This window comes from Achromobacter mucicolens, from assembly GCF_029866465.1.
GTDB classification, from domain to species: Bacteria; Pseudomonadota; Gammaproteobacteria; order Burkholderiales; family Burkholderiaceae_B; genus Achromobacter; species Achromobacter mucicolens.
The window spans coordinates 3207572-3231693 of sequence record NZ_CP123364.1; the positions used below are offsets into that span (position 1 = coordinate 3207572).

Annotated in this window: 17 protein-coding genes; 9 read left to right on the top strand and 8 right to left on the bottom strand. The window is 66.9% G+C overall.

Features of this window, described 5'->3' with window-relative positions; genetic code table 11:
• Nucleotides 1–67: 67 nt before the first annotated feature.
• Entirely contained in the window at nt 68–1540 is a 1473-nt protein-coding gene (locus QEP15_RS14640; protein ID WP_253855577.1) for a M20 family metallopeptidase, read from the bottom strand.
• 82 nt (nt 1541–1622) lie between these two features.
• Entirely contained in the window at nt 1623–2540 is a 918-nt protein-coding gene (locus QEP15_RS14645) for a LysR family transcriptional regulator (RefSeq protein WP_062841086.1), read from the bottom strand.
• A 162-nt stretch (nt 2541–2702) separates the two neighbouring features.
• Between QEP15_RS14645 and QEP15_RS14650 the strand changes: the two genes are divergently transcribed.
• Together QEP15_RS14650 and QEP15_RS14655 are read left to right on the top strand one after the other, a co-directional pair.
• Nucleotides 2703–3659 carry an alpha/beta hydrolase gene (locus QEP15_RS14650; RefSeq protein ID WP_226846147.1) on the top strand — a complete coding sequence of 319 codons (957 nt, stop codon included), beginning with the start codon at nt 2703–2705 and terminating at the stop codon, nt 3657–3659.
• 19 nt (nt 3660–3678) lie between these two features.
• Nucleotides 3679–4662: a Bug family tripartite tricarboxylate transporter substrate binding protein gene (locus QEP15_RS14655; RefSeq protein WP_056319064.1), complete on the top strand. Its 984-nt coding sequence runs from the start codon at nt 3679–3681 to the stop codon at nt 4660–4662.
• 110 nt (nt 4663–4772) lie between these two features.
• Here QEP15_RS14655 and QEP15_RS14660 read toward each other — a convergent pair whose 3' ends face one another.
• Both QEP15_RS14660 and purL read right to left on the bottom strand, forming a co-directional pair.
• The gene (locus QEP15_RS14660; protein ID WP_226846148.1) at nt 4773–6404 is read right to left on the bottom strand and encodes a methyl-accepting chemotaxis protein; all 1632 of its coding nucleotides are present in this window, start codon (nt 6402–6404) and stop codon (nt 4773–4775) included.
• A gap of 188 nt (nt 6405–6592) precedes the next feature.
• On the bottom strand, nt 6593–10642 hold the full coding sequence (gene purL / locus QEP15_RS14665) for a phosphoribosylformylglycinamidine synthase (RefSeq protein ID WP_062841089.1): 4050 nt from the start codon (nt 10640–10642) through the stop codon (nt 6593–6595).
• A 361-nt stretch (nt 10643–11003) separates the two neighbouring features.
• Here purL and QEP15_RS14670 point away from each other — a divergent pair, with 361 nt between their 5' ends.
• From QEP15_RS14670 to QEP15_RS14680, 3 genes are all read left to right on the top strand, one after another.
• A complete protein-coding gene (locus tag QEP15_RS14670; RefSeq protein ID WP_062841090.1) occupies nt 11004–11546 on the top strand; it encodes a TRAP transporter small permease in 543 nt (180 codons plus the stop codon).
• Nucleotides 11543–12841 carry a TRAP transporter large permease gene (locus tag QEP15_RS14675; protein WP_253855579.1) on the top strand — a complete coding sequence of 433 codons (1299 nt, stop codon included), beginning with the start codon at nt 11543–11545 and terminating at the stop codon, nt 12839–12841. The genes QEP15_RS14670 and QEP15_RS14675 overlap by 4 nt, the downstream gene beginning before the upstream one ends.
• A gap of 84 nt (nt 12842–12925) precedes the next feature.
• A complete protein-coding gene (locus QEP15_RS14680) occupies nt 12926–13954 on the top strand; it encodes a DctP family TRAP transporter solute-binding subunit (RefSeq protein ID WP_152384708.1) in 1029 nt (342 codons plus the stop codon).
• A gap of 142 nt (nt 13955–14096) precedes the next feature.
• Here the strand turns inward: QEP15_RS14680 and greB are convergent, their stop codons facing one another.
• The 3 genes from greB to QEP15_RS14695 all read right to left on the bottom strand — a co-directional run bounded on the left by greB (nt 14097) and on the right by QEP15_RS14695 (nt 16498).
• Entirely contained in the window at nt 14097–14648 is a 552-nt protein-coding gene (gene greB / locus QEP15_RS14685) for a transcription elongation factor GreB (protein WP_056319052.1), read from the bottom strand.
• Nucleotides 14649–14716: 68 nt separating this feature from the next.
• A complete protein-coding gene (locus QEP15_RS14690; protein WP_062841093.1) occupies nt 14717–15562 on the bottom strand; it encodes a 3',5'-nucleoside bisphosphate phosphatase in 846 nt (281 codons plus the stop codon).
• Between the two features lie 69 nt (nt 15563–15631).
• Nucleotides 15632–16498, bottom strand: coding sequence for an alpha/beta fold hydrolase (locus QEP15_RS14695; protein WP_227741386.1), 867 nt, complete (start codon nt 16496–16498; stop codon nt 15632–15634).
• 352 nt (nt 16499–16850) lie between these two features.
• On the opposite strand from QEP15_RS14695, the gene cfa reads away from it, so the two are divergent.
• Nucleotides 16851–18044, top strand: a complete 1194-nt coding sequence (gene cfa / locus QEP15_RS14700) for a cyclopropane fatty acyl phospholipid synthase (RefSeq protein ID WP_217617561.1) — start codon at nt 16851–16853, stop codon at nt 18042–18044.
• 69 nt (nt 18045–18113) lie between these two features.
• Here the strand turns inward: cfa and QEP15_RS14705 are convergent, their stop codons facing one another.
• Complete coding sequence (locus QEP15_RS14705; protein ID WP_280147638.1) at nt 18114–19730, bottom strand: GMC family oxidoreductase; 1617 nt, start codon at nt 19728–19730, stop codon at nt 18114–18116.
• Between the two features lie 221 nt (nt 19731–19951).
• Between QEP15_RS14705 and QEP15_RS14710 the strand changes: the two genes are divergently transcribed.
• The 3 genes from QEP15_RS14710 to nirD all read left to right on the top strand — a co-directional run bounded on the left by QEP15_RS14710 (nt 19952) and on the right by nirD (nt 24099).
• Nucleotides 19952–20827, top strand: coding sequence for a LysR family transcriptional regulator (locus QEP15_RS14710; protein ID WP_152384713.1), 876 nt, complete (start codon nt 19952–19954; stop codon nt 20825–20827).
• Between the two features lie 360 nt (nt 20828–21187).
• Entirely contained in the window at nt 21188–23749 is a 2562-nt protein-coding gene (nirB, locus tag QEP15_RS14715; RefSeq protein ID WP_217617559.1) for a nitrite reductase large subunit NirB, read from the top strand.
• Nucleotides 23749–24099 carry a nitrite reductase small subunit NirD gene (nirD, locus tag QEP15_RS14720; protein ID WP_152384715.1) on the top strand — a complete coding sequence of 117 codons (351 nt, stop codon included), beginning with the start codon at nt 23749–23751 and terminating at the stop codon, nt 24097–24099. Before nirB ends, nirD begins: the two co-directional genes overlap by 1 nt.
• Nucleotides 24100–24122 lie beyond the last annotated feature (23 nt).

Below are 24122 nucleotides of genomic sequence, written 5' to 3' on the forward strand. Positions count from 1 at the left end.
GATCAGTCCTGGAAAAAGAAAGAGCGCAAGGCCCCGGGCCCCGCGCTCTGCATGGCACGCGTGTGTGTCAGGCGGCCGGCATGGCGGCCATGGTCTGGGCCACGGCGGCGGTCAGCTTCTTGCCGTACGGCACGTGCAGGAATTCGTTGGGACCGTGCGCGTTGGACTTGGGACCCAGCACGCCGCAGACCATGAATTGCGCCTGCGGGAAACCCTTTTGCAGGATGCTCATCAGCGGAATGGTGCCGCCCTGCCCGATATAGCCGCAAGGGGCGCCGTAGTACTGCTGCGAGGCCGCGTCCAGCGCCTGCGTCAGCCAGGGCACCGTGGCGGGCGCGTTCCAGCCGGTGGCGGCGCCTTCGTTGGCCTTGAAGATCACCTTGGCGTTGTAGGGCGCATCGGCTTCGAGCAGTTCCTTGATTTCCTGCGAGGCGGCCACGGCGTCGACCAGCGGCGGCAGGCGCAGCGACAGCTTGAACGCGGTGCGCGGACGCAGCACGTTGCCGGCGCTGGACAGCGGCGGCAAGCCTTCCGCGCCCGTGACCGACAGCGTCGGACGCCAGGTGCGGTTCAGCAACGCCTGCTCGGGTTCGGTGGTCATGGGCAGCACGAAGCCGCCGTCAGCGCCGCAGCTCCAGGGGAAACGGCGCCACACTTCGTCGCCCAGGATGCGGGCGGTGGCGGAAACCTGTTCGATGCGTTCGGCGGGGATTTCGCAGTGCAGGCTTTGCGGCAGCAGGCGGCCGGTGCCGCTGTCTTCAAGGCGGTCCAGCAGATGGCGCAGGATGCGGAACGAGGACGGCACGACGCCGCTGGAGTCGCCCGAATGGACGCCTTCGTCCAGGACCTGGACTTCCAGCGTGCCGGACACCATGCCGCGCAGCGACGTGGTCATCCAGAGCTGATCGTAGTTGCCGGCGCCCGAGTCCAGGCACACCACCAGCGCCACATTGCCCAGGCGGTCGCGCAGCGCGTCCACGTACGGCAAGAGGTCATAGCTGCCCGATTCTTCACAGGTTTCGACGATGCCCACGCAGCGCGGACGCGGAATGCCTTGCTTGTCCAGTGCCATGATGGCGGTCAGCGACGCGTACACCGCGTAGCCGTCGTCGGCGCCGCCGCGGCCGTAAAGTTTGCCGTCTTCGTATTTGGGCGTCCACGGGCCGAGGCCGGCGCGCCAGCCCGAGAATTCGGGTTGCTTGTCCAGGTGGCCGTACAGCAGCACGGTGTCGCCGTTGTCGCTGCGGGTGGCGGGCGCGTCAAAGAAGATGACGGGCGTGCGGCCCGGCAGGCGCACCACTTCCAGCTTCAGGCCGGAAACCTTCTGCGCTTCGACCCACTGCGCCGCGTCGCGCACCACACGCTCGATGAACGCGTTCTTTTCCCAGTCGGCATCGAAGGCCGGGCTCTTGGCGGGAATGGCGATGTAATCGGTCAGCGCGGGGATGATCTCGTTGTCCCACTTGTCGTCCACAAAGTTCTGAAGGGCTTTGGGATCGAGGGTGGGCGGCAATGCGTCTTCGGGGATGCGTGCGTTCATGGCGCTGGCTTCCTGTGTGCGGAAAAGGGGCAAACCGCTATTTTATGCCTGCGCGCGAGCGCCGGCAGATTTTCATGGGGCGCTATTTGGCTGCGTAGGCCTCGATCCGGCTCCAGACCTCGCGGGCCAGGGGTTTGGCGTTACCGACCGACTGGTACAGGCGGATTTCCATGTGGATGTCGTTGCGGGCGCCGTCGGCCCGCACGAGGCTGCCGTTGCGCAGGTCGGGTTCGACCAGCGTGTGCGGCAGCCAGGCCAGGCCGAAGCCCTGGCGCGCCATCGCGTGCAAGGCGTCGGCCAGGTCGGACTCGTACGTGGTCTGCAAGAGCGGCACCTCGCACAGGCCGCGCAGCTTGTCGTGCAGGATGCGACCCAGCGACATGCTGTCGGCGTAGGCCAGAAACGGCACGGGCGGGTCCGAGGCCAGCTTGGGCACGGCATGGCGGGGATGGCGGCCGCCCGGCGCGACCGGCGCGCTGACCGCCACCAGCTTGTCCGCCCCCACACGGCGGCAGCGGTAATTGGGATTGTCGATCTTGGCGTACAGCGGTTCGTGGGCATGGCACAGCAGGAAATCGACCTCGCCGTCCTCCAGCATGTCCACGCCGTAATTCAGCGTTGTCGTGATCACCTTCAGTTGAAAGGCCGGCAGGCTGCGCTGCACGCCCGCCATCAGCCCGGGCAGGACGGAATGCGCCAGCGTCTTGCCGGACGCAATGGTGATCTTGCGGGCGCGTTCCTGCTCCGGCTTTTGCAGGGCCTCCCGCGTCTCTTGCAGGATGTCCAGCACGTCGATGGCGGCGGCCAGCACGCTGCGGCCGGCGGCGTTCAGCGTGGACACCTGGTGGCCGCGCTCGATGAGCGGCACGCCCGCCCATTCCTCCAGCGCCTTGATGCGGCGCCCGAAGGCCGGGTGCGTCACGTTGCGCGACTCGGCGGCCTGAAACAGGTTGCGCGACTTCGACAACGCGACGAAGTCCTCGAGCCATTTGATGTCCATGTGTCCTCCTCCATCCCCTGCCCGCCCCATGTCTGCCCGGGGCTGGGCGTGTGTTTTACCTCGGCTCAGCAGCTGTGCCGATCCGGCACAACGCTTGCGCATTTTGCACAAGACAGAAACACCTTGCAACTAACATCCCTTCGACCACTCCTGGAAAACCCTATGCCCGACTCCCCCGTCCTGCTCAAGTCCATCCGCAGTCATTACGTTGGCGGCGCCGAAGTGGTGGCTGGCGGACTGCCGATGCAGCAGCAAAAAGTGGTCGGCAACGCGTCGCCCCGGCTGATCGACATGAATGGCGGCTACAGCGCCGGCCAACTGTATGTGCAGGAGTACCGGCTGGCCCAGCCGACCCGCCCCTACCCCGTGCTGCTGTGGCACGGCGGCGGCATGACGGGCGCGCAGTGGGAAAGCACGCCGGACGGGCGCGATGGCTGGCTGTGGCGGCTGCTGCAGGCCGGCTACGACGTCTTCGTGTCCGACGCGCCGGAACGCGGCCGCGCTTCCTGGGCGATGTTTCCCGAAATCTACGACTCGGCCCCGATCTTCCGCTCGAAGGAAGAAGCATGGCGGCTGTTTCGCATTGGCCCGGCCTCGGGCTATGCACGCGCCGGCGAGCCGCGGCAGGCGTATCCCGAACAGCAATTTCCCGTCGACGCGTTCGACACCTTTTCCAAGCAGTTCGTGCCGCGCTGGCTGACCCACGGCGACATGGCGCTGGACGCGTACCGCGCGCTGCTGGACCTGGCGGGCCCGTGCGTCGTGATCGGCCACAGCCAGGGCGGCGGCTTTGCCACGCAACTGGCCCAGGAATACGCGGCGACCGTGCGCGCCGTCGTGGCGGTCGAGCCCACCGGTACCCCGGCCCAGGCCAGCTGCCAATTGCCCCCGCAGCTGTTGATCTGGGGCGATCACTTCAACGCGGACGACACCTGGCAGCGCTACCGCGCCCAGACGGACGCCTACTGGAACGCCCTGCGCGCGGCCGGCCAACGCGCCGACGTGCTGGACCTGCCCGCTGCCGGCATTGCCGGCAACTCGCACTTCTGCATGCTGGATCGCAACAGCGACCACATTGCCGGATTGATCGTCGATTGGCTCGACCGCAGCCTCGACTAACCTTCTCGTGGAGATACAGATGACCCTGAAGAAAACCACCATCGCCCTGGCGCTCCTGACCGGCGCCACGCTGGCGGCCGGCGCTTCGGCCCAGCAGTCCGACTACCCGAGCAAGCCCATCCGCATGATCGTGCCGTTCGCCCCGGGCGGCACCGCCGACATCATCGGCCGCGTTTTCGCCGCGCAACTGGGCACCGAACTGGGTGTGACGGTGGTGGTCGAGAACAAGGCCGGCGCGGGCGGCTCGATCGGCACGCGCTACGTCGCCGACGCCGCGCCCGACGGCTACACGATCCTCCTGGCTTCCTCCAGCACCCACGGCACCAACCCGGCCGTCTACAAGAATCTGACCTACGATGCGTCGCAGGACTTCACGGCCATCACGCAGCTGGTCACCGTGCCCGGCGTGCTGAGTGTCACCAAGGACTTCCCCGCGGCCGACCTGAACGCGCTGATCGCGCAATCGAAGGCCAATCCGGACAAGTACACCTACGCCTCGTCCGGTGCGGGCGGCCTGGGCAACCTGGCGATGGAACTGATGAAGTCGATGACGGGCGCGCATCTGATGCACATCGCCTACCGCGGCGCCGGTCCCGCCTTCACGGACGTGATCAGCGGCCAGGTGTCGATGATCTGGGAACCCGTGCCCGCCTCGCTGCCCTACATCAAGAGCGGCCAGATCCGCCCGATCGCCATCGCCGCCGACGCGCGTTCGCCGGAACTGCCCGACACGCCGACCTTCAAGGAAGCCGGCCTGGCGCGCTACGAAGCCAATGCGTGGAACGGCCTGCTGGCCCCGAAGAACCTGCCGGAAGCCGTGAAGACGAAGCTGCACGACGCCTCGGTCAAGGCGCTGAACACGCCCGAAGTGAAGGCCAAGATGGCCAGCCTGGGCGGCACCGTGGTGGCCGGTTCGTCGGACGCCTTCCAGCAAGTGATCGCCAGCGACGTGAAGAAGTGGAAGAACGTCGCCAACGACGCCAAGATCCAGCTCGACCAGTAAGCGCCAAACAAAAGACCCCGGCGCGTTGCGCGGCGGGGTCTTTGCAGGAAGCTTGCAAGCCGGCCTTCAGGGCCGGCTTTTTTGTTGGCGCGTAACGTTGCAGGGCGGGATCAGGCGCCGATGAGCGCCGGCTCGCCGCCGCCGTTGTCCAGCGCCGGCGCATCGGCCTCGATCACCCGGCCGGATTGCAGCTTGAACACCGCCACCGCTTCGCGCAGGCGCTGGGCCTGCGTTTCCAGCGATGCCGCCGAAGCCGCCGCCTCTTCAACCAGCGCGGCGTTCTGCTGCGTCACGCTGTCCATTTGCGACACCGCCTGGTTCACCTGCTCGATGCCCTGCGACTGTTCCTCGGAAGCGCTGGAGATCTCGTTGATGATGTCCGCCACGCGGCGCACCGACGTGACAATCTCCTGCATGGTGGCGCCGGCGGCCTCCACCTGATCAGAGCCCACCGACACCTTCTGCACGGAATCGTCGATCAGGCCCTTGATCTCCTTGGCGGCCGCCGCGCTGCGCTGCGCCAGCGCGCGCACTTCGCTTGCCACCACGGCAAAGCCCTTGCCCTGCTCGCCCGCGCGGGCGGCTTCCACCGCGGCGTTCAGCGCCAGGATGTTGGTCTGGAAGGCAATGCCGTCGATCACGCCGACGATATCGGAGATGCGGTGCGAGCTGTCGGCGATGCCGCGCATCGTGCCCACCACGTCGCCCACGGCCTGGCCGCCGCGCGTGGCCACTTCGGACGCGGCCATCGCCAGTTGTGCCGCGCTGCGCGAGCTGTCGGCGTTGTTCTTCACGGTGGAGGACAGCTCGTCCATGCTGGCGGCCGTTTCCTCCAGCGAAGCGGCCTGCTGCTCGGTGCGCGAGGACAGGTCGATGTTGCCTGCGGCAATCTCGCGCGAGCCGGTGTGGATCTCTTCAACCCCCAGGCGCACGGCCGACACGGTGCGCGCCAGGCTGTCCTGCATGCGCTTGACGGCGGCGTACAGCACGCCGATTTCGTTGTTGCCGCGCTGCTCGATGCGGTTGGTCAGGTCGCCGCTGGCGATGCGGTCGAACAGGCGTCCGGCTTCATGCAGCGGACGGAAGACCGCCCGGCCGAAGACCACGTACAGCCCCACGACCAGCGCCGCCACGACGACCAGCAGACAGATCAGAAACACGATGGCGGTATTGATGCGCGCGGCCGAATCGTGGGCCACGCGCTGGCCGATTTCGTCGGCAAAGTCCACGTACTGCTGGTTGGCCTGGGTGAACTTGGTGCCCAGCGGGCTCACCTTCTCCTGGTTGATGCGGCCGGCCTCCTTGGCGTCGCCGGCCCGGATCGCGGCGATCAGGGGAAAGATGGCTTCGCGCACGTAGACGTCGTAGGCGGCCAGCGCAGCCTCGAACAGGGGTTTGCCCTGCGGCGAGGTTTCGGGCAGCTTGCGCGCGGTCTCGATCTGGCTGGTGGCCTTGGCGACATAGCTGTCCATGCGCTGCATGTTGCTGGCGGCGGTGTCCAGGCTCTTGCCTTCCAGCAGCGCGCTGTGCGCGGCCAGCAGCACCACGCGGGCGCGCAGCAGGTCCGATGCCGCGTCGTCCAGCGAATTGGCGCGGACCAGGTTGGTGTCCAGCATCACCTCGATCGAGGTGCGGTTGGACGTCAGTTGCTGATAGACCGCGATGCCGGTCACCAGGAAAAGGGCAAAGAAGACGGCCAGGGCGGTCGTCAGGATTGCGCGGATACTTAAATTCTTGAACATTGAAAGCCACTCCGGGGTTTGCGTAACGCTCTCCCCTTAACGGCGCAATGCAATGAAAAGTTAAATATCTCATTGGGTTACATGCAGGCGCCCGGACCCGGGCCTCACGCAAGCGCACAATGCAAAACCGCCGCGGACGTGCCGCGGCGGTTTCTGTGGCTACGGTTCGGGGTGTCACCCCCGGACGCTTACTTCAGCCAGGCGCGCGCGTTGCGGAAGATGCGCATCCACGGGCTGAACGCGCCGCCCGAATCCGCGGTGCCCCACTTCTCGGGCGCCCACGACATCATGACGTTGCGGGTCACGCGTTCCGGGTGCGGCATCATGACCGTGAAACGGCCGTCTGCCGTGGTCACCGAGGTCAGGCCGCCGGGGCTGCCGTTCGGGTTGAACGGATAGGCTTCGGTGGCTTGGCCGTAGTTGTCGATGAAGCGCGCGGCGGCCAGCACGCGGCCGGCGTCGCCCTGCTGCGAGAAGTCGGCAAAGCCTTCGCCGTGAGCCACGGCGACCGGCACGCGGGCCCCTTCCATGCCGGCAAAGAAGATGGACGGCGACTTGGCCACTTCCACCATCGACAGGCGGGCTTCGTACTTTTCGGACTGGTTGCGCGTGAAGCGCGGCCAGTGCTCGGCGCCCGGGATCATCGGCGCCAGCGCAGCCATCATCTGGCAGCCGTTGCACACGCCCAGCGCAAAGGTGTCGGGACGCGCAAAGTACGCGGCGAACTGGTCCGACAGCTTGCTGTTGAAGCGGATGGTGCGCGCCCAGCCTTCGCCGGCGCCCAGCACGTCGCCGTAGCTGAAGCCGCCCACCGCGACCAGGCCTTGCATTTCCGCCAGGTCCAGACGGCCGGACAGGAGGTCGGTCATGTGGACGTCGATGGCCTCGAAGCCCGAGGTGTCGAAGGCCCAGGCCATTTCGACCTGGCTGTTGCAGCCTTGCTCGCGCAGGATGGCCACGCGCGGACGCTTGCCGGTGTTGATGAACGGCGCGGCCACGTTCTCTTGCGGGTCGAAGGCCACGTTCGGGCTCATGCCCGGATCCTTGGTGTCGTTCCAGACGTCCAGTTCCGCCTGGGCGCACGCGGGGTTGTCGCGGCGCGCCATGATGCGGTGCGAGACTTCGGACCAGGCGCGGCCGAGGTCGGCCCGCGGCTGGCCCCAGACCTTGCGGCCGTCGCGGTAGAACTCGACTTCGTCGGCGGCATTCAGGCCGCCGATGACGTGCGAGTGCGCCGACAGGCCCGCGCCGCGCAGCACTTGCATGACGGCGTCGCGCTGCGAGGCCGGCACCTGGATGACGGCGCCCGCTTCTTCCGAGAACAGGGCCTTGAGGGTCAGTTCGTCGCGCTGCACGGCGACCTGTTCCGGACGGATCTTGTAATCGCCCCAATCCGCCGATTGCGGATCGAAGGTCAGCATGTCCAGGTTCACCGAGATGCCGGTGCGGCCGGCGAAGGCCATTTCGACCAGCGTGGCGAACAGGCCGCCATCGGAGCGGTCGTGGTAGGACAGGATGGTGCCGGCTTCGGCCAACGTGCGGATGGTGACAAAGAACGCGCGCAGGTCTTGCGGCGAATCGATGTCCGGCACGGTCTGGCCGACCTGGTTATACGTCTGCGCCAGGATCGAGCCGCCCATGCGATGGCGGCCGCGGCCCAGGTCGATCAGGATCAGGACGCTGTCGCCCGCGTCGGTGCGCAGTTGCGGCGTCAGGCTGGCGCGCACATCGGCGACCGGCGCAAACGCGGTAATGATCAAGGACACGGGCGCGACGACCTGGCGTTGCTCGCCGTCCTGTTCCCAGGAGGTCTTCATGGACAGGGAGTCCTTGCCGACCGGAATGGACAGGCCGGTGGCCTGGCACAGCTCGCTGACGGCGGACACGGTGTCGTACAGCGCGGCGTCTTGCCCGGCCACGCCGCAGGCGGCCATCCAGTTGGCCGACAGCTTGATGTCTTCAAGGCGCGCCACGTCGGCGGCGGCCAGGTTGGTCAGGGCTTCGGCAACGGCCATGCGGCCCGAGGCCGGGGCGTCCAGCATGGCGATGGGGGTGCGCTCGCCCATCGACATGGCTTCACCGCGGAAACCTTCGTAGTCGGCCAGCGTGACGGCGCAGTCGGCCACCGGCACCTGCCACGGACCGACCATCTGGTCGCGGCTGGAGAGGCCGCCGACGGTGCGGTCGCCAATGGTGATGAGGAAGGACTTGTTGGCCACCGTGGGGTGGCGCAGCACGCGGTAGGCCGCTTCGGTCAGGTCGATGCCGGCCAGGTCCAGCGGCTCGGACACGCCGGGCAGGCGGGTGACGTCGCGCGTCATGCGCGGCGGCTTGCCCAGGATGACGTCGATGGGCACGTCCACGGGGCGCACTTCGGCGTCGCCTTGCGGACGGATCGTGTCCAGGCCGGGCAGGCCCTCGCCATCCACCACGCGCAGCTGGCGCTCTTCGGTGGCCACGCCCACCACCGCATACGGGCAGCGTTCGCGGCGGGCGATGGCGTCAAAACGTTCCAGGTCCTGGGGCAGGATCGACAGGACGTAGCGTTCCTGCGATTCGTTGCTCCAGATTTCGGCGGGCGACAGGCCCGATTCTTCGAGGGGCACGCGCTTCAGATCGAAGATCGCGCCGCGGCCGGCGTCGTTGACCAGCTCCGGGAATGCGTTGGACAGGCCGCCCGCACCCACGTCGTGGATCGCGATGATGGGGTTGTTTTCGGCCTGCTGCCAGCAGCGGTCGATGACCTCTTGCGCGCGGCGTTCGATTTCGGGGTTGCCGCGCTGGACGGAGTCGAAGTCCAGCTCAGCCGAGTTGCTGCCCATGCTGATGCTGGAGGCGGCGCCGCCGCCCATGCCGATGCGGAAACCGGGGCCGCCCAATTGAATCAGCAGCGCGCCGGGGGGAATGACTTCCTTGTGCGTGAGGCCGGCGTCGATGCTGCCCAGGCCGCCCGCGATCATGATGGGCTTGTGGTAGCCCCAGCGCGTGCCGCCGGCGGTCTGCTCGAACGAACGGAAGTAGCCCAGCAGGTTGGGACGGCCAAATTCGTTGTTGAACGCCGCGCCCCCGATGGGGCCGTCGATCATGATGGACAGCGGCGAAGCGATGCGATCGGGCAGGCCGTGGTGGTCGGCTTCCCAGGGCTGCAGCGCGTCGTCAAAGCGCAGGTGTGACACGGTGAAGCCCGTGAGGCCCGCCTTGGGCTTGGAGCCGCGGCCGGTGGCGCCTTCGTCGCGGATTTCACCGCCGTTGCCGGTGGAGGCGCCGGGGAACGGCGCGATCGCGGTCGGGTGATTGTGCGTTTCCACCTTCATGAGCGTGTGAACGGTGGTGTCGCGGCGGATGTACTTGGCGCTAGCGGCGCCCTCGCCCGCCAGCCCCGGCACGCCGGCCTGGAAGCGCTGCGCGGGGCCGCCTTCCATGATGGCGGCGTTGTCCGAATACGCGACCACGGTGCCTTGCGGCTGTGCCTTGTGCGTGGCGCGGATCATGCCGAACAGCGTGTTGGGCTGCGACTGGCCGTCGATGACCCATTCGGCGTTGAAGATCTTGTGGCGGCAGTGTTCGCTGTTGGCCTGCGCGAACATCATCAGTTCGACGTCGGTGGGATCGCGGCCCAGGTCGGTGAAGGACTTGGCCAGGTATTCGATCTCGTCGTCGGACAGGGCCAGGCCCAGCGTGGTGTTGGCTTCGACCAGGGCATCGGCGCCGCGCGTCTGGACGTCGACCGTGCGCATGGGCTTACCCGCCAGCGGCTGGAACAGCGCCTGGCCGTCGAAGCTGGCGTCCACCACGGTTTCGGTCATGCGGTCGTGCAGGCAGTCGGCCGCGCGCGCCAGCATGGCTTCGTCGAGCGACTTGGCGCCGAGCAGGCCGCGTTCGGGCGTGATGACGTAGCGCACGCCGCGTTCGATGCGATGCACCGACGACAGGCCGCAGTTGTGGGCGATGTCGGTGGCCTTGCTGGCCCAGGGGGAAATCGTGCCCAGGCGCGGGATCACCAGCAGGGACACGCTCTTGGCGGGCGCGTCGGCGGTGCTGGGCGTGCCGTAGTCCAGCAGTTGGGTAAGCTGCTGCTGCTGTTCGGCCGTCAGGGCGGCGTCGGTGCTGACGAAGTGCTCGTAGCGGGCGGATATGTCGGCCACCGGCAGGCCGGCTTCCTTCAATTGCGCCAGAAGGCGATCACGTCGAAAGGAGGACAGGACGGAGGAACCAGGCAGATGCTGAACTAGGGACACGATGCGGGCGCCGTATAAAGAGGGGTGCAAAGCGGGGATTTTACCCGTTTAAGGGGTTTTCCCGGAGCCGAAGTTCAATGGGGGTTCAGCCGCCCTCGTCCGGCCATTGTTACAAAAGAATTCCGCGCGCTGTCCGGCGTGGATGGTGCACAGCAATATCGGTCCGCCACCGCTTGGTGGAAAGGCGGTTTTCCCCTCGCGGGCCCTGCCCGCCGGCAGACGCTTTGCGCAATGCAGCATGTTGCAGCCGCCCCGCATTGCGGGAAAACACGAACACCCTCGCTCGCGGTGCGACGGTAGGATGCAGCGACCCTATCCAACAAGAAAAGCGGCGCCCCACGCCCGCTGGCCGTTGCCTCACATGTCCCGCCCCGACGCCCCCGCCGAGCCTGTAGAACCGATCATCCCCGTAGAAGCAGATCCCGCCGTGAAGGTGCCGCTGGCCGTCGAGGACTGGCTGGCCGTGATCCTGCTGGCGACCCTGGCCATCATCACCTTCCTGAATGTGCTGGTGCGCTATTTCACCGATCAGTCGTTTGCGTGGACGGAAGAAATTTCCGTGTTCCTGCTGATCGTGCTGACGATGGCGGGCGGCAGTGTGGCCTTCGTGCGCAACCATCACATCCGGATCGAGATCCTGGCCGACTCGGGTTCGCCGCGCCGCCAGCGCATCATGGCGCTGATTGCGAACAGCTGCGTGCTGGCGTTCTTCGTCTTGCTGACCGTGCTGTCGGTGAAGCTGGTGTACGACGAATTCATCTACGAGGAAACCTCGCCGGCCATCGGCGTGCCGACGTGGTGGTATTCGATCTGGCTGCCGGTCATGGCCGCGGCCATTTCGCTGCGCACGCTGGGCACCCTGCGCCGTCTGGCGCGCGCCCCGGTCCAGGATGCCCCGCGATGATCGCCGTCATCCTCTTTACCGTCTTCATCGTCCTGATGGTGATCGGCGTGCCGGTCGGCGTGGCGCTGGGCATCAGCGGCACGGTCGCGATCGTGCTGACCAACCTGGACACGCCGTGGTACGGCCTTCTGACCGTTCCGCAGAATTTCTACGCCGGCCTGGCCAAGTACCCGCTGCTGGCGATTCCCATGTTCGTGCTCGTCGGATCGATCTTCGACCGGTCCGGCGTGGCCAAGCGGCTGGTGGACTTTGCGATCGCCATCGTCGGTCGCGGTCCTGGCATGCTGCCGCTGGTGTCGATCGCGGTGGCGATGTTCCTGGGCGGCATTTCGGGTTCGGGGCCGGCCTGCGCCGCGGCCGTGGGCGCGGTGATGATCACCGCGATGTCGCGCGCGGGCTATCCGGGGTCGTTCTCGGCATCCGTGGTGGCGGCCGGCGCGGCCACCGACATCCTGATCCCGCCCTCCGTGGCCTTCATCATCTACTCCGTGCTGGTGCCGGGCGCCTCGGTGCCCGCGCTGTTTGCCGCCGGCATGATCCCGGGCATCCTGGCCGGTTTCGCGCTGATCATTCCGGCCGTGTGGCTGTCGCGCAAATACAAGATGGGCGCGCTGGAAGCGCACTTGCCGCGCCCGCCCTTCTGGAAGAGCCTGCGCGAGGCGTCATGGGGCCTGGCCGCGCCGGTGCTGATCCTGGGCGGCATGCGGTTGGGGTGGTTCACGCCCACCGAGGCGGCGGTCGTTGCCGTGTTCTATGGCCTCTTCGTGGGCGGCTTCATCCATCGCACCATCAAGTTCCGGGACCTGTACACGATCCTGCGCGAAGCCGCCGAGCTGTCCGCCGTGATCATGCTGGTGGTGACGCTGGCCGGGATCTTTGCGTGGGCGCTGTCCACGCTCAGCGTGATCGACCCGATCACCCACGCCATCGTCAATTCGGGCCTGGGCGAATGGGGCGTGCTGGCGCTGCTGATCCTGCTGCTGATGACCGTGGGCATGTTCCTGGACGGCATCTCGATCTTCCTGATCTTCGTGCCGCTGCTCATGCCGATCGCCAATGCCTACGGCTGGGATCCGGTGTGGTTCGGCGTGATCCTGACCTTGAAGGTGGCGCTGGGCCAGTTCACCCCGCCGCTGGCCGTGAACCTGATGGTGTCGTGCCGCATCGCGCGCGTGCCGATGGAGTCGACCGTGCGCTGGGTGGTGTGGCTGCTGGGCGCGATGTTCCTGGTGCTGGTCGCGGTGCTGGTGTTTCCCGAACTGGCGCTGTGGCTGCCGCGCAAGCTGGGTTATTGAGAGAGGCTGGACAGGGCCGGCCCGACTGGGTGCCCGGCCATGGATGACAACAACAGAAAGACTCGCATAGAGAGGAGACGCAACATGAAATTCCGCAACCTGATCGGCGTGGCGCTGTGCGCGGCGGCCGTGGTGGGCATGGCGCCCGCGCATGCGCAGAACTACAAGCCCGAGTACAAGCTCTCAATCGTCGTGGGCACCACCTTCCCGTGGGGCCAGGGCGCCGAGATCTGGTCGAACCTGGTGCGCGAGCGCACCGACGGCCGCATCAACATCAAGGTCTACCCCGGCACCTCGCTGGTCCAGGGCGACCAGACCCGCGAGTTCACCGCCATCCGCCAGGGCGTGATCGACATGGCCGTCGGGTCGACCATCAACTGGTCGCCGCAGGTCAAGCAACTGAACCTGTTCTCGCTGCCTTTCCTGATGCCCGACTACGCCGCCATCGACGCGCTGGTGCAGGGCGACGTGGGCAAGGACATGTTCAAGCTCATCGAAAAGGCGGGCGTGGTGCCGCTTGCCTGGGGCGAGAACGGCTACCGCCAGGTCAGCAACTCCAAGCGCGAGATCAAGCGGCCCGAAGACATGAAGGGCATGAAGCTGCGCGTGGTGGGGTCGCCGCTGTACATCGACACCTTCACCGCACTGGGCGCCAACCCCACGCAGATGAGCTGGGCCGATGCGCAACCCGCGCTGGCCAGCGGCGCGGTCGACGGGCAGGAGAACCCGCTGTCGATCTACACCGGCTCCAAGCTCTACACCGTGGGCCAGAAGTACCTGACGCTCTGGAACTACGTGGCCGATCCGCTGATCTTCGTGGTCAACCGCGAAGTCTGGAATTCGTGGTCGGAAAAGGACCGCGACATCGTGCGCCAGGCCGCGCTGGACGCCGGCAAGCAGCAGATCGTGATCGCGCGCAAGGGTGTGACGCCAGAAGACCCGTCGCTCCTCAAGGAAATCGCCGGCCACGGCGTCACCGTGACCACCCTGTCGCAAGCCGACCACGACGCCTTCGTGAAGGCCACCAAGCCCGTCTACGAAAAGTGGAAGAAGCAGATCGGCGAGGATCTGGTCAACAAGGCCGAAAAGTCGATCGCTGAGCGCAAGAAGTAACCCGCGAAAGTTTCGCAGCAAGCCCCAGGGGAACCGGCGGCGCAAGCCGCCAACCGAGGCAGGGACGCTAGAATCCCGCCCACCAGACGGGCGCCGGCCACAAACCGGCGCCCGTTATTTTTTGGGGTGTCAGACACCCGCCCTATTCCGGGTAGCTGACTTCCAGGATATCCAGCTCATCGATGCCCGCCGGTGTGCGCAGCACGACCGTGTCGCCTTCCCGCGCCTTGATCAAAGCGCGGGCCACCGGCGAGATCCAGCTGATCTTGCCGGCCAGGGGTTCGGCTTCGTCGACGCCGACGATGGTGACGGTGTGTTCCTCGCCGGCCTTGTCGACATAGACGACCGTTGCCCCGAAGAAAGCCTGATCGCGATTGGGTTGGGCCTTGGGGTCCACGACCTCGGCAATGTCCAGCCGCTTGGTCAGAAAGCGCATGCGCCGGTCGATCTCGCGCAGACGCTTCTTGCCGTAGAGGTAGTCGCCGTTTTCCGAACGGTCGCCGTTGGACGCGGCCCACGACACGACCTGCACGACGGCCGGTCGTTCCACGTTCATGAGCTGCGTCAGCTCGCCGCGCAGGCGTTCGTAGCCCTCGGGCGTCATGTAGTTCTTGGTGCCGGCTGGCAGCGCCTGGGCCTGCGGCAGGTCGTCGTCGTCCTCGTGGTCGGACTCTTTAACAAAGGCTTTGTTCATGGCGGTTGCATCGCGATGTCGCGATCACTGTCGAAGCTTGTGAAAATGGGCGGCGCGGGCCGCCCGCGTCAGAACCAGTCGTGCCAGACCGGCTTCAAGTCGGGAGGCAGCGGCGGCAGTTGGCCCAGATCCATCCGGCTTTCCTTGGGACTGTGAAAGTCCGAGCCGCGCGAGGCCAGGAAGCCGTAGCGGCGCGCCACCTCGGCGTACTGGCGCGCTTCTTCCACGGTATGGCTGCCCGTGTTGACCTCGATGCCCACGCCGCCCAGTTGCAGGAATTCGTCGAACAGCGCGGCGAACTGCAGTGGGGTGTACTTGTAGCGGCCCGGATGCGCAATGACGGCCTGACCACCCGCGCCGCGGATCCAGCCCACCGCGTCGGCCAGCGTGGCCCACTGCATGGGCACGTGACCGGGGCAGTCGTCGCCCAGGTGCTTGTTAAACACGGTCTGCACATCCGGACAATAGCCGGCCTGCACCAGATAACGCGCAAAGTGCGTGCGGCTGATCAGTTCGGGATTGCCGGCAAACGGCAGCGCGCCTTCATACGCGCCGGGCATGCCCATGTCCGCCAGGCGGTCGCCGATGCGCTTGGCGCGGGCGGCGCGTCCCGAGCGGGTCTTACGCAGGCCTTCGATCAAATCCGCGTTGTTGGGATCGAACCGCAGGCCGACGATGTGCACCGTAAGGCCGGCCCAGGTGACCGAGATCTCGACGCCGGTGGCAAACCGCATGCCCAGCTCCTGGGCCGCCGCCGAGGCTTCGGCGATGCCGCCCACTTCGTCGTGGTCGGTCAGCGCCCAGACGTCGACGCCGTTGGCGAACGCGCGCTGCGCCACGTCGCGGGGCGCGAGCGCGCCGTCCGAGACGGTGGAATGGCAATGCAGGTCGATGTTCAGCGTGGGCGATTTCATGGGGCTATTGTAGAGAAGGCCCGGCGGCGCGCCTAGCGCCAGCCTGTCCCCACAATGCAGCCCGCCCGTTCAGGCCAAGAGGAAGTCCGCCACCGGATTGACCTGGTCGTCCACGATAAGCGTGGGGGCATGGCCCACACCGGGCACTTCGAGCGCCCGGGCACGCGGATTGCGCTTGCACATTTCTTCGACCGTGGCGGGGGTCAGCAGGTCGGACAACTCGCCACGCACGATCAGGACCGGGCAATCGATCGCGTCATACGATCGCCACAGGATCTGTTCGCCCGCCGCCAGTTCCTCGGGCGTCTGGGCCCCCAAAGCCTGGGCAATCGCCAGGTCGTAGTGCTTGACCCACTTGCCGCCCTGTTCCGGATACAGGTATTTGGCCAGCTCCGCCCACTGCGCGTCGGTGTGCGGACCGAAGGTTTCCGAATTGGCGCGCATCGTCGCCACGGCCTCTTCGAACGTGGCGAATTCGCCGGGCGCGCCCACGTACTGGCCGATGCGCGACAGGGCGCCGTTCTCCAGACGCGGCCCCACATCGTTGAGCACCATTTTGTCCAGACGCAGTCCCTGGGCAGGCGGCAACATCCCGGCATGCGGGCGCATCGCGGCCATGGCCTTGGCGAACGCGGCGGCGCCCGACAGCGCCATGCCGATCAGCCCGCCCATGGACGTGCCGACCCACGACAGGCTGGCCGGGCGCAGGCGCGCGATCAGCGTCACCATGTCGGACACGTACTGCGGCACCGTGTAGAACGCCGGATTGACCAACCAATCCGAGCGGCCGCGCCCCACGACGTCGGGGCAGACCACCCGGTAGTGGCCGGCCAGCCGGCGCGCCAGCACATCGAAGTCACGCCCGCTGCGGGTCAGGCCGTGCACGCAGAGCAGCACCCGGTCATTGGCGGGATCGCCCCACTCCCAATAGGCCATGCGGTGCAGACCCGCCGGGCTGGCGCAGGTGACGAATTCCAAACGGGGTTCCAGGCTGGCTTGCACTTCGGTACGCTCCACGGGTTGCGCGCGGCCGGCACGGCGGCGCCGCTTTGGCCGCTATCTTATCGGTTATGAAAGGCCGGTGCGGCCGGCTCTGGACTATCGCGAACTTCGTGGCTACGATCCCTGCATCTCCGAGCCACCGCTGCCGCCCGGCGCCCGTCCGACATTGCCGATGGCTATCGGCGCGATGCATTCATTAAATTGGAGTTGCGCACCTTTCAAGGCGCACAGTAAAAAGATTCAGGCATTGCCAGATCAGTCTTCCCAAAATTGATATGGAGTCCGTATGCAGCAAAGCAGTCCCGTCCCCCCGCTGACCGAACAGCCCGCCGTTCAAACCGGCGTCGTCGTCACCCCTCCCCCCGCCCCCCCGAAGATCCTGCAGGACCTGATGGCCCGCGCCGACGTGCAGATCAATGGGTCGCGCCCCTGGGACATGCAGGTGCATGACAAGCACATGTACGAGCGGGTGTTCGCCAGCTGGTCGTTGGGGCTGGGCGAGTCGTACATGGACGGCGAATGGGACTGCGAGCAACTGGACGAACTCTTCACCCGCCTGCTGCGCGCCGACATGGGATCCGCGGCGCTGGGCGTGGCCCGCATCAAGCTGATCGCCGAGCACCTGCGCCACAAGCTGTTCAACCTGCAATCCAAGCACCGCGCATTCGAGGTCGGCGAGCAGCACTACGATGCGGGCAACGACGTGTTCGAAGCCATGCTCGACAGCCGGATGATCTACTCCTGCGCCTATTGGGAACACGCCCAGACGCTGGAGGAGGCGCAGGTCGCCAAGCTGGACATGATCTGCCGAAAGCTGCAACTGAAGGAAGGCGAGACCTTGCTGGACATCGGCTGCGGCTGGGGCGGACTGGCCAAGTTCGCGGCCGAACGCTATGGCGTCAAGGTCACGGGCGTGACGGTGTCCAAGGAGCAACTTGCGCTGGCGCAGGAACGGGTAAAGGGCCTGCCGGTCGAGCTGCTGCTGCAGGACTACCGCGACCTGCAGGGCCGCTTCGACAAGGTTGTCTCGGTCGGCATGTTCGAGCACGTCGGCCCCAAGAACTACGACACCTACTTCACCAACGTGCAGCGGCTGATGGCGCCGGAAGGCATTTTCCTGCTGCACACGATCGGCATCGCCGCGACCAGCCAGAGCACCGATCCGTGGATCGACCGCTACGTGTTCCCCAACGGCAAGCTGCCGTCGGCGCGCGAGATCGCCACCGCCGTCGAGGGCCGCTTCATCATCGAAGACTGGCACAACTTCGGCGCCGACTATGACCGCACGCTGATGGCCTGGTGGGAGCGCTTCGAGCGCGCCTGGCCGACGCTGGAATCGCGCTACGGCACCCGGTTCTACCGGATGTGGAAGTACTACCTGATGTGTTGTGCGGGCTTTTTCCGGTCGCGCGAGGGCCAGCTTTGGCAGGTGATCCTGACGCATCCGCAGCGGCAGGACACCTACCGGTCGCTGCGCTGAAGTTGGCGCCGCCCCGCTTGCATCGGCAAGCCGCCCCATACCGGGCGGCTTGTTGTCATTGGCGCGCTGCTATGCGCCCGCATCTTCGCGAATCATGTCCGCCGCGCGCTCCGCGATCATGATCGTCGGCGAATTGGTGTTGCCCGACGTGATGCGCGGCATGATGGATGCATCCGCGATGCGCAGCCCTTGCAGCCCATGCACGCGCAGTCGCGCGTCGACCACCGCGCCTTGGTCGGCGTGGCGGCCCATCGCGCAAGTGCCCACCGGATGGAAGATCGTGGTGCCGATCTTGCCAGCGGCCTGGCGCAGTTCGTCCTCGGTCTGGAAGGCCGGACCCGGCAACCATTCTTCCGGCTGGTAACGCTGCAGGGCGGGCGCGGCGGCGATGCGGCGCACGAGGCGGATCGAATCGGCGGCGACTTGCAGGTCTTCTTCGGTGCTGAGGTAGTTGGGGTGGATGACAGGGGCCTCGCTGCCCTTCTGCCCCGCCGGGCCTTGCGCATGCACGCTGCCGCGCGACGTGGGGCGCAGATTGCAGACGCTGGCGGTGAAGGCGTCGAAGCCATGCAGGGGCTCGCCAAAGGCGCCCAGCGACAGCGGCTGCACGTGAAATTCGACGTTGGCGCGGTCCTGGCCGGGATCGGATTTTGCAAACGCCCCCAACTGCGAGGGCGCCATGCTCATCGGGCCGCTGCGGCTCATCAGGTATTCCAGCCCGATGCCCGCGCGGCCCAGCCACGTGGAGGCGATCCGGTTCAATGTCTTGACGCCGTTCACCTTGATGATGACCCGCAGTTGCAGATGGTCCTGCAGGTTCTCGCCCACGCCCGGCAAGGCATGACGCAGCGTGATGCCGCTATCGCGCAGGCGCGCGGGCTCGCCGATGCCCGAGACTTCCAGCAGGTGCGGCGAGTTCACGGCGCCCGCGGCCAGCACGACCTCGCGCCGCGCCCGCAGCGACATCGCGCGCCCGGCGCGGTTCACGCGCACGCCCACGCAACGCTTGGCGTCGAATTCAAGCTGCTCGGCCAGCGCACCCGTCATCACATGCAGATTCGGGCGTTTCTGTACGGGGCGCAGGAATGCCTTGGACGTGTTCCAGCGCCAGCCGCTACGCTGGTTGACCTCGAAATAGCCGCTGCCGAAGTTGTCGCCGCGGTTGAAGTCCTGCACGCGCGGAATGCCTTCCTGTTCGGCTGCGGTGGCAAAGGCCTCCAGGATGTCCCAGCGCAGCCGCTGCTGCTCGACGCGCCATTCGCCGCCCGCGCCATGAAATTCGTCGGCGCCCCGGTGGTAGTCCTCGCTGCGCTTGAAGACCGGCAGCACCTGATCCCAGCTCCAGGCCGCGTCGCCGGACAAGGCGGCCCAGTCCTCATAGTCCTGTTTCTGGCCGCGCATGTAGATCATGCCGTTGATCGACGAGCAGCCGCCCAGCACGCGGCCGCGCGGATAGATGAGCGAGCGCCCGCCCAACCCGGGTTCCTCGGCCGTGCGGTACATCCAGTCGGTGCGCGGGTTGCCGATGCAGTGCAGGTATCCGACCGGGATGTGAATCCAGTGATAGTTGTCGCGCCCGCCCGCCTCCAGCAGCAGGACCTGCACGGCAGGATCGCGGCTCAGGCGGTTGGCCAGCACGCAGCCCGCCGAACCCGCGCCCACGATGATGTAGTCGTATGTCTCCATAAGCTCTTCTTATCAAGTCCGGGCCCGATAAGGACGCCGGCACGGTGAGCCGCCCCGGCTGCGACGCGGTGCGCGCGCCGGGAATCAGCCGAGACTCTGGCGCACGGCGAGGCGGCTGTCCAATCAAATGTTGAAAAGGGCTTTATTAGTGTCTCTAATAATGCTCCGCAGTTCCACGGCGCCTCAGGTGTCAGACGTCCCCACATCTTCTGGAAGCATTCATGGATCTGAAGCACATCCGCACTTTCGCCGCCGTCGCGCGGGAGGGCAATCTGACCCGGGCGGCCGAGCATCTGCACCTGACGCAGCCCGCGCTGAGCCTGCAGCTCAAGAACTTCCAGGAATCGCTGGACCTGACGCTTTTCACCCGCACCGCGCAAGGGCTCGCGCCGAATGCGGACGGCCGGGCGCTGCTGGCGCCGGCGCAGCGCGTGCTGGATGCGCTAGACGACTTCCAGCGCGCCATCGGCGCGTTGCGCGACACCGTCCAGGGCGAACTGCGGATCGGCACGATCCTGGATCCGGAGTTCCTGCGCCTGGGCGCCACGCTGCAATACCTGGTCGAGCATTACCCGAAGATCCGCCCCACCCTGCGGCACGGCATGTCGGGATCGGTCGGCCGCCAGGTGCGCGCAGGCGACCTGGACGTGGGCTTCTACCTGGGCCCCCCGCACCCAGCCGGCCTGCATGCCCAACCGCTCGCTTCGTTTTCCTATTACGTCGTCGCACCCAAGGGCTGGAGCGCGCAGGTCGCCGGCCGGGGCTGGGCCGAGATCGCAGCGCTGCCCTGGATCTGGACCCCGCCGGATTCCGTCCATCACCGGCTGCTGTCCGACAAGTTCGACGCGTTGGGCATCGCGCCCCACGCGGTGGCCGAGGTGGACCAGGAGGCCTCGATGCTGGATCTGGTTCGCTCGGGCGTGGGGCTGTCGCTCGCCCGCGATTCGATCGCCCTGCGCGAATCGCAGTCCAGCGGCCTGCAACTGGTCAAAGGCTTGTCGATCCAGGCCGAGCTGTCATTCATCACACAGACGGCGCGGCGCGACGATCCCTTGGTCGCGGCTGCCTTTGCCGCGGTGCAGGCGGCGTTCGCCTGACATCGGCCGCGCCGCAGCCTTAATCCCGATCAAGCGGCGGTACGTCATGTTGCGCTGCGCCAAACAAGTGCAGGCCGCACACGGATATGCACCGATCCGAGGCATGCCCGCCCACGACCGCAACAGCCGCGACTGCCGCCGCGAGGCCGCCGGCGCGCCCGCTTTCCCTATGAACCGCAAGGAAATTCCCGCCGCCCCCACGGCATTCAACATACCTGGCATGGACTTTGCTTGATAGCGCTTGTGCGGGTGCAAACCCGGCAAGACAACGTGAGCATTACCGGCAATGGCGCCCCGACCGAAAGGTCCAGGGCGCCGTTTGTCTTTTGAAATCCGAAAATCCAAGCCTGGGGAAATCCCATGAATGCAGCGGCCACATCCGATTCCTTGCAGACACTGGTTGTCATCGGCAACGGCATGGTGGGCCATCATTGCGTCGAGCAATTGATCGCCCGCGGCGCCCTTGAGCGTTATCGCATCACCATCTTCGGCGAGGAAACCCGCCGTGCCTACGACCGCGTCCATCTGTCCGAATACCTGAACGGCCGCGACGCCGAGTCCATGGCGCTGGGCGACGCCGCGCTTTATGCGCAGGAAGGCGTGACCCTGCGCCTGGGCGAGCCCGTGGTGGATATCGACCGCCGCGCCCGGGAAGTCGTCACCGCCAATGGCCGCTTCGCCTACGACAAGCTGGTGCTGGCAACCGGCTCCTATCCCTTCGTGCCGCCCATCGCGGGCGCCGAAGGCCATTCGCGGCTGGTGTACCGAAGCATCGACGACCTGGACCTGATCCGCGAGGCGGCCAGCGGCGCGCGGCGCGGCGTCGTGGTGGGCGGCGGCCTGCTGGGCCTGGAAGCGGCCAATGCGCTCAAGTCGCTGAATCTGGAAGCCCACGTCGTCGAGTTCGCCCCGCGCCTGATGCCGGTGCAGCTGGACGAGGCCGGCGGCGCCGCGCTCAAGGCGCGCATCGAGGCGCTGGGCGTGGGCGTGCACTTGTCACGCGCCACGCAGGACATCAAGCCCGGCACGCAGTACCGCTACCGCATGCGCTTTGCCGAAGGCGCGCCGCTGGAAACCGACCTGATCGTGTTTTCGGCCGGCATCCGTCCGCAGGTGTTCCTGGCGCGCAAGGCCGGACTGGCGCTGGCCGAGCGCGGCGGCGTCGCCATCGACGACCACTGCCGCAGCAGCGACGAACACATCTACGCGATCGGCGAATGCGCGTCCTGGAACGGCACGGTCTTCGGCCTGGTGGCACCCGGCTACCAGATGGCGCGCATCGTTGCCGCCGAACTGTGCGGCGCGCCCGAAGCCGCCTTTTCGGGCGCCGACATGTCCACCAAGCTCAAGCTCCTGGGCGTGGACGTGGGCTCGATCGGCGATGCCCACGGCGCCACGCCGGGTTCGCGCAGCTACCGGTACATCGACGAAGCGGGCGCCAGCTACCGGCGCCTGGTCGTGTCCGCCGACGGCAAGCGCGTGCTGGGCGCCGTCCTGGTGGGCGACAACAGCTACTACGACACCCTGCTGCAATACGCGCAGAACGGCATCGCGCCGCCCGCGGATCCGTCCAGCCTGATCCTGCCGCAAGGCCAGGCCGCCCCCCTGCTGGGTGTGGACGCCCTGCCCGCCACCGCCACGATCTGCTCGTGCCACAACGTCAACAAGGGCGCGATTTGCGACGCCATCGACGGCGGCTGTACGGACCTGGCCGGCGTCAAGGCCTGCACCAAGGCGGCCTCGGGCTGCGGCGGCTGCGCGGGCCTGCTCAAGCAGGTGGTCGAGCACGAACTGGCCAGCCGCGGCGTTGTGGTCGACAAGAGCCTGTGCGAGCACTTTGCCTACACCCGCCAGGAGCTGTACGCGATCGTGCGAGTGAACGGCATCGAGACCTTCGACGAACTGCTGGCCAGCCACGGCCGCGGCCACGTGGGTTGCGAGATCTGCAAGCCCGCGGTGGGCTCGATCCTGGCGTCCTGCTGGAACCGCCCCATCCAGGACCCGCACCTGGTGCCGCTGCAGGACACCAACGACACCTTCATGGCGAACATGCAGAAAAACGGCACCTACTCCGTGGTGCCGCGCATGCCCGCCGGCGAAGTCACGCCCGACGGCCTGATCGCCGTCGGCGCCGTCGCCAAGAAATACAACCTGTACGTCAAGGTGACGGGCGGCCAGCGCATCGATCTGTTCGGCGCGCAACTGCACGAGCTGCCCGGCATCTGGTCGGAACTGATCGCCGCCGGCTTCGAGACGGGGCACGCCTACGGCAAGTCCACGCGCACGGTGAAGTCCTGCGTGGGCAGCACCTGGTGCCGTTTCGGCGTGCAGGACAGCGTGAAGATGGCGCTGGACATCGAGCACCGCTACAAGGGCCTGCGCGCCCCGCACAAGCTGAAGTTCGCCGTGTCCGGATGCACTCGCGAATGCGCCGAGGCGCAGAGCAAGGACATCGGCGTGATCGCCACCGAGAACGGCTGGAACCTGTATGTGTGCGGCAACGGCGGCATGCGTCCGCGCCACGCGGAACTGTTTGCGACCGACCTGGACGACGCCACCCTTATCCGCTACATCGACCGCCTGCTCATGTTCTACATCCGCACGGCCGACAAGCTGCAGCGCACGTCCGTGTGGCGCGAATCGCTGGAAGGCGGGCTGGACTATCTGAAGCAGGTCGTCATCGAGGACAGCCTGGGCCTCGCCGCCGAGCTGGAAGCGCAGATGCAGCTGGTGGTGGACCGTTATGAATGCGAATGGGCCAACGCGCTCGGCGACCCCGAGAAACTCAAGCGCTTTCGCACCTTCGTCAACGACAGCCAGGGCGATCCGGACATCAAGTTCGTGCAGGAACGCGGCCAGCCTCGGCCCGCGCCGGTGCCCGCCGTGCAACGCGTCATTCCCATTGCCGAGGAGATCGTCTGATGGCCGCCCAACCTGCTCAATACCTCGTCTGGCGCCACGCCTGCGACCGCCGCGACCTCGTGGCCAATTCCGGCGTCGTGGCGCTGGTGGACGGCGCGCAAGTGGCGCTTTTCTATCTGCCGGACACCGAGGGCCAGACGCTGTACGCCGTGTCGAACCGCGATCCGAAATCGGGCGCCAACGTGATCGGCCGCGGCATCGTCGGTCAGCTGGCCGGCGACCTGGTGGTGGCCTCCCCGCTCTACAAGCAGCATTTCCGGCTGGCGGACGGCAGCTGCGTGCAATTCCCGGAACAACGCCTGCAGACCTGGCAGGCGCGCTTTAACGGCGACGCGGTGGAAATCGCCTGACGGGCGCCGCCGGATTCATTCAT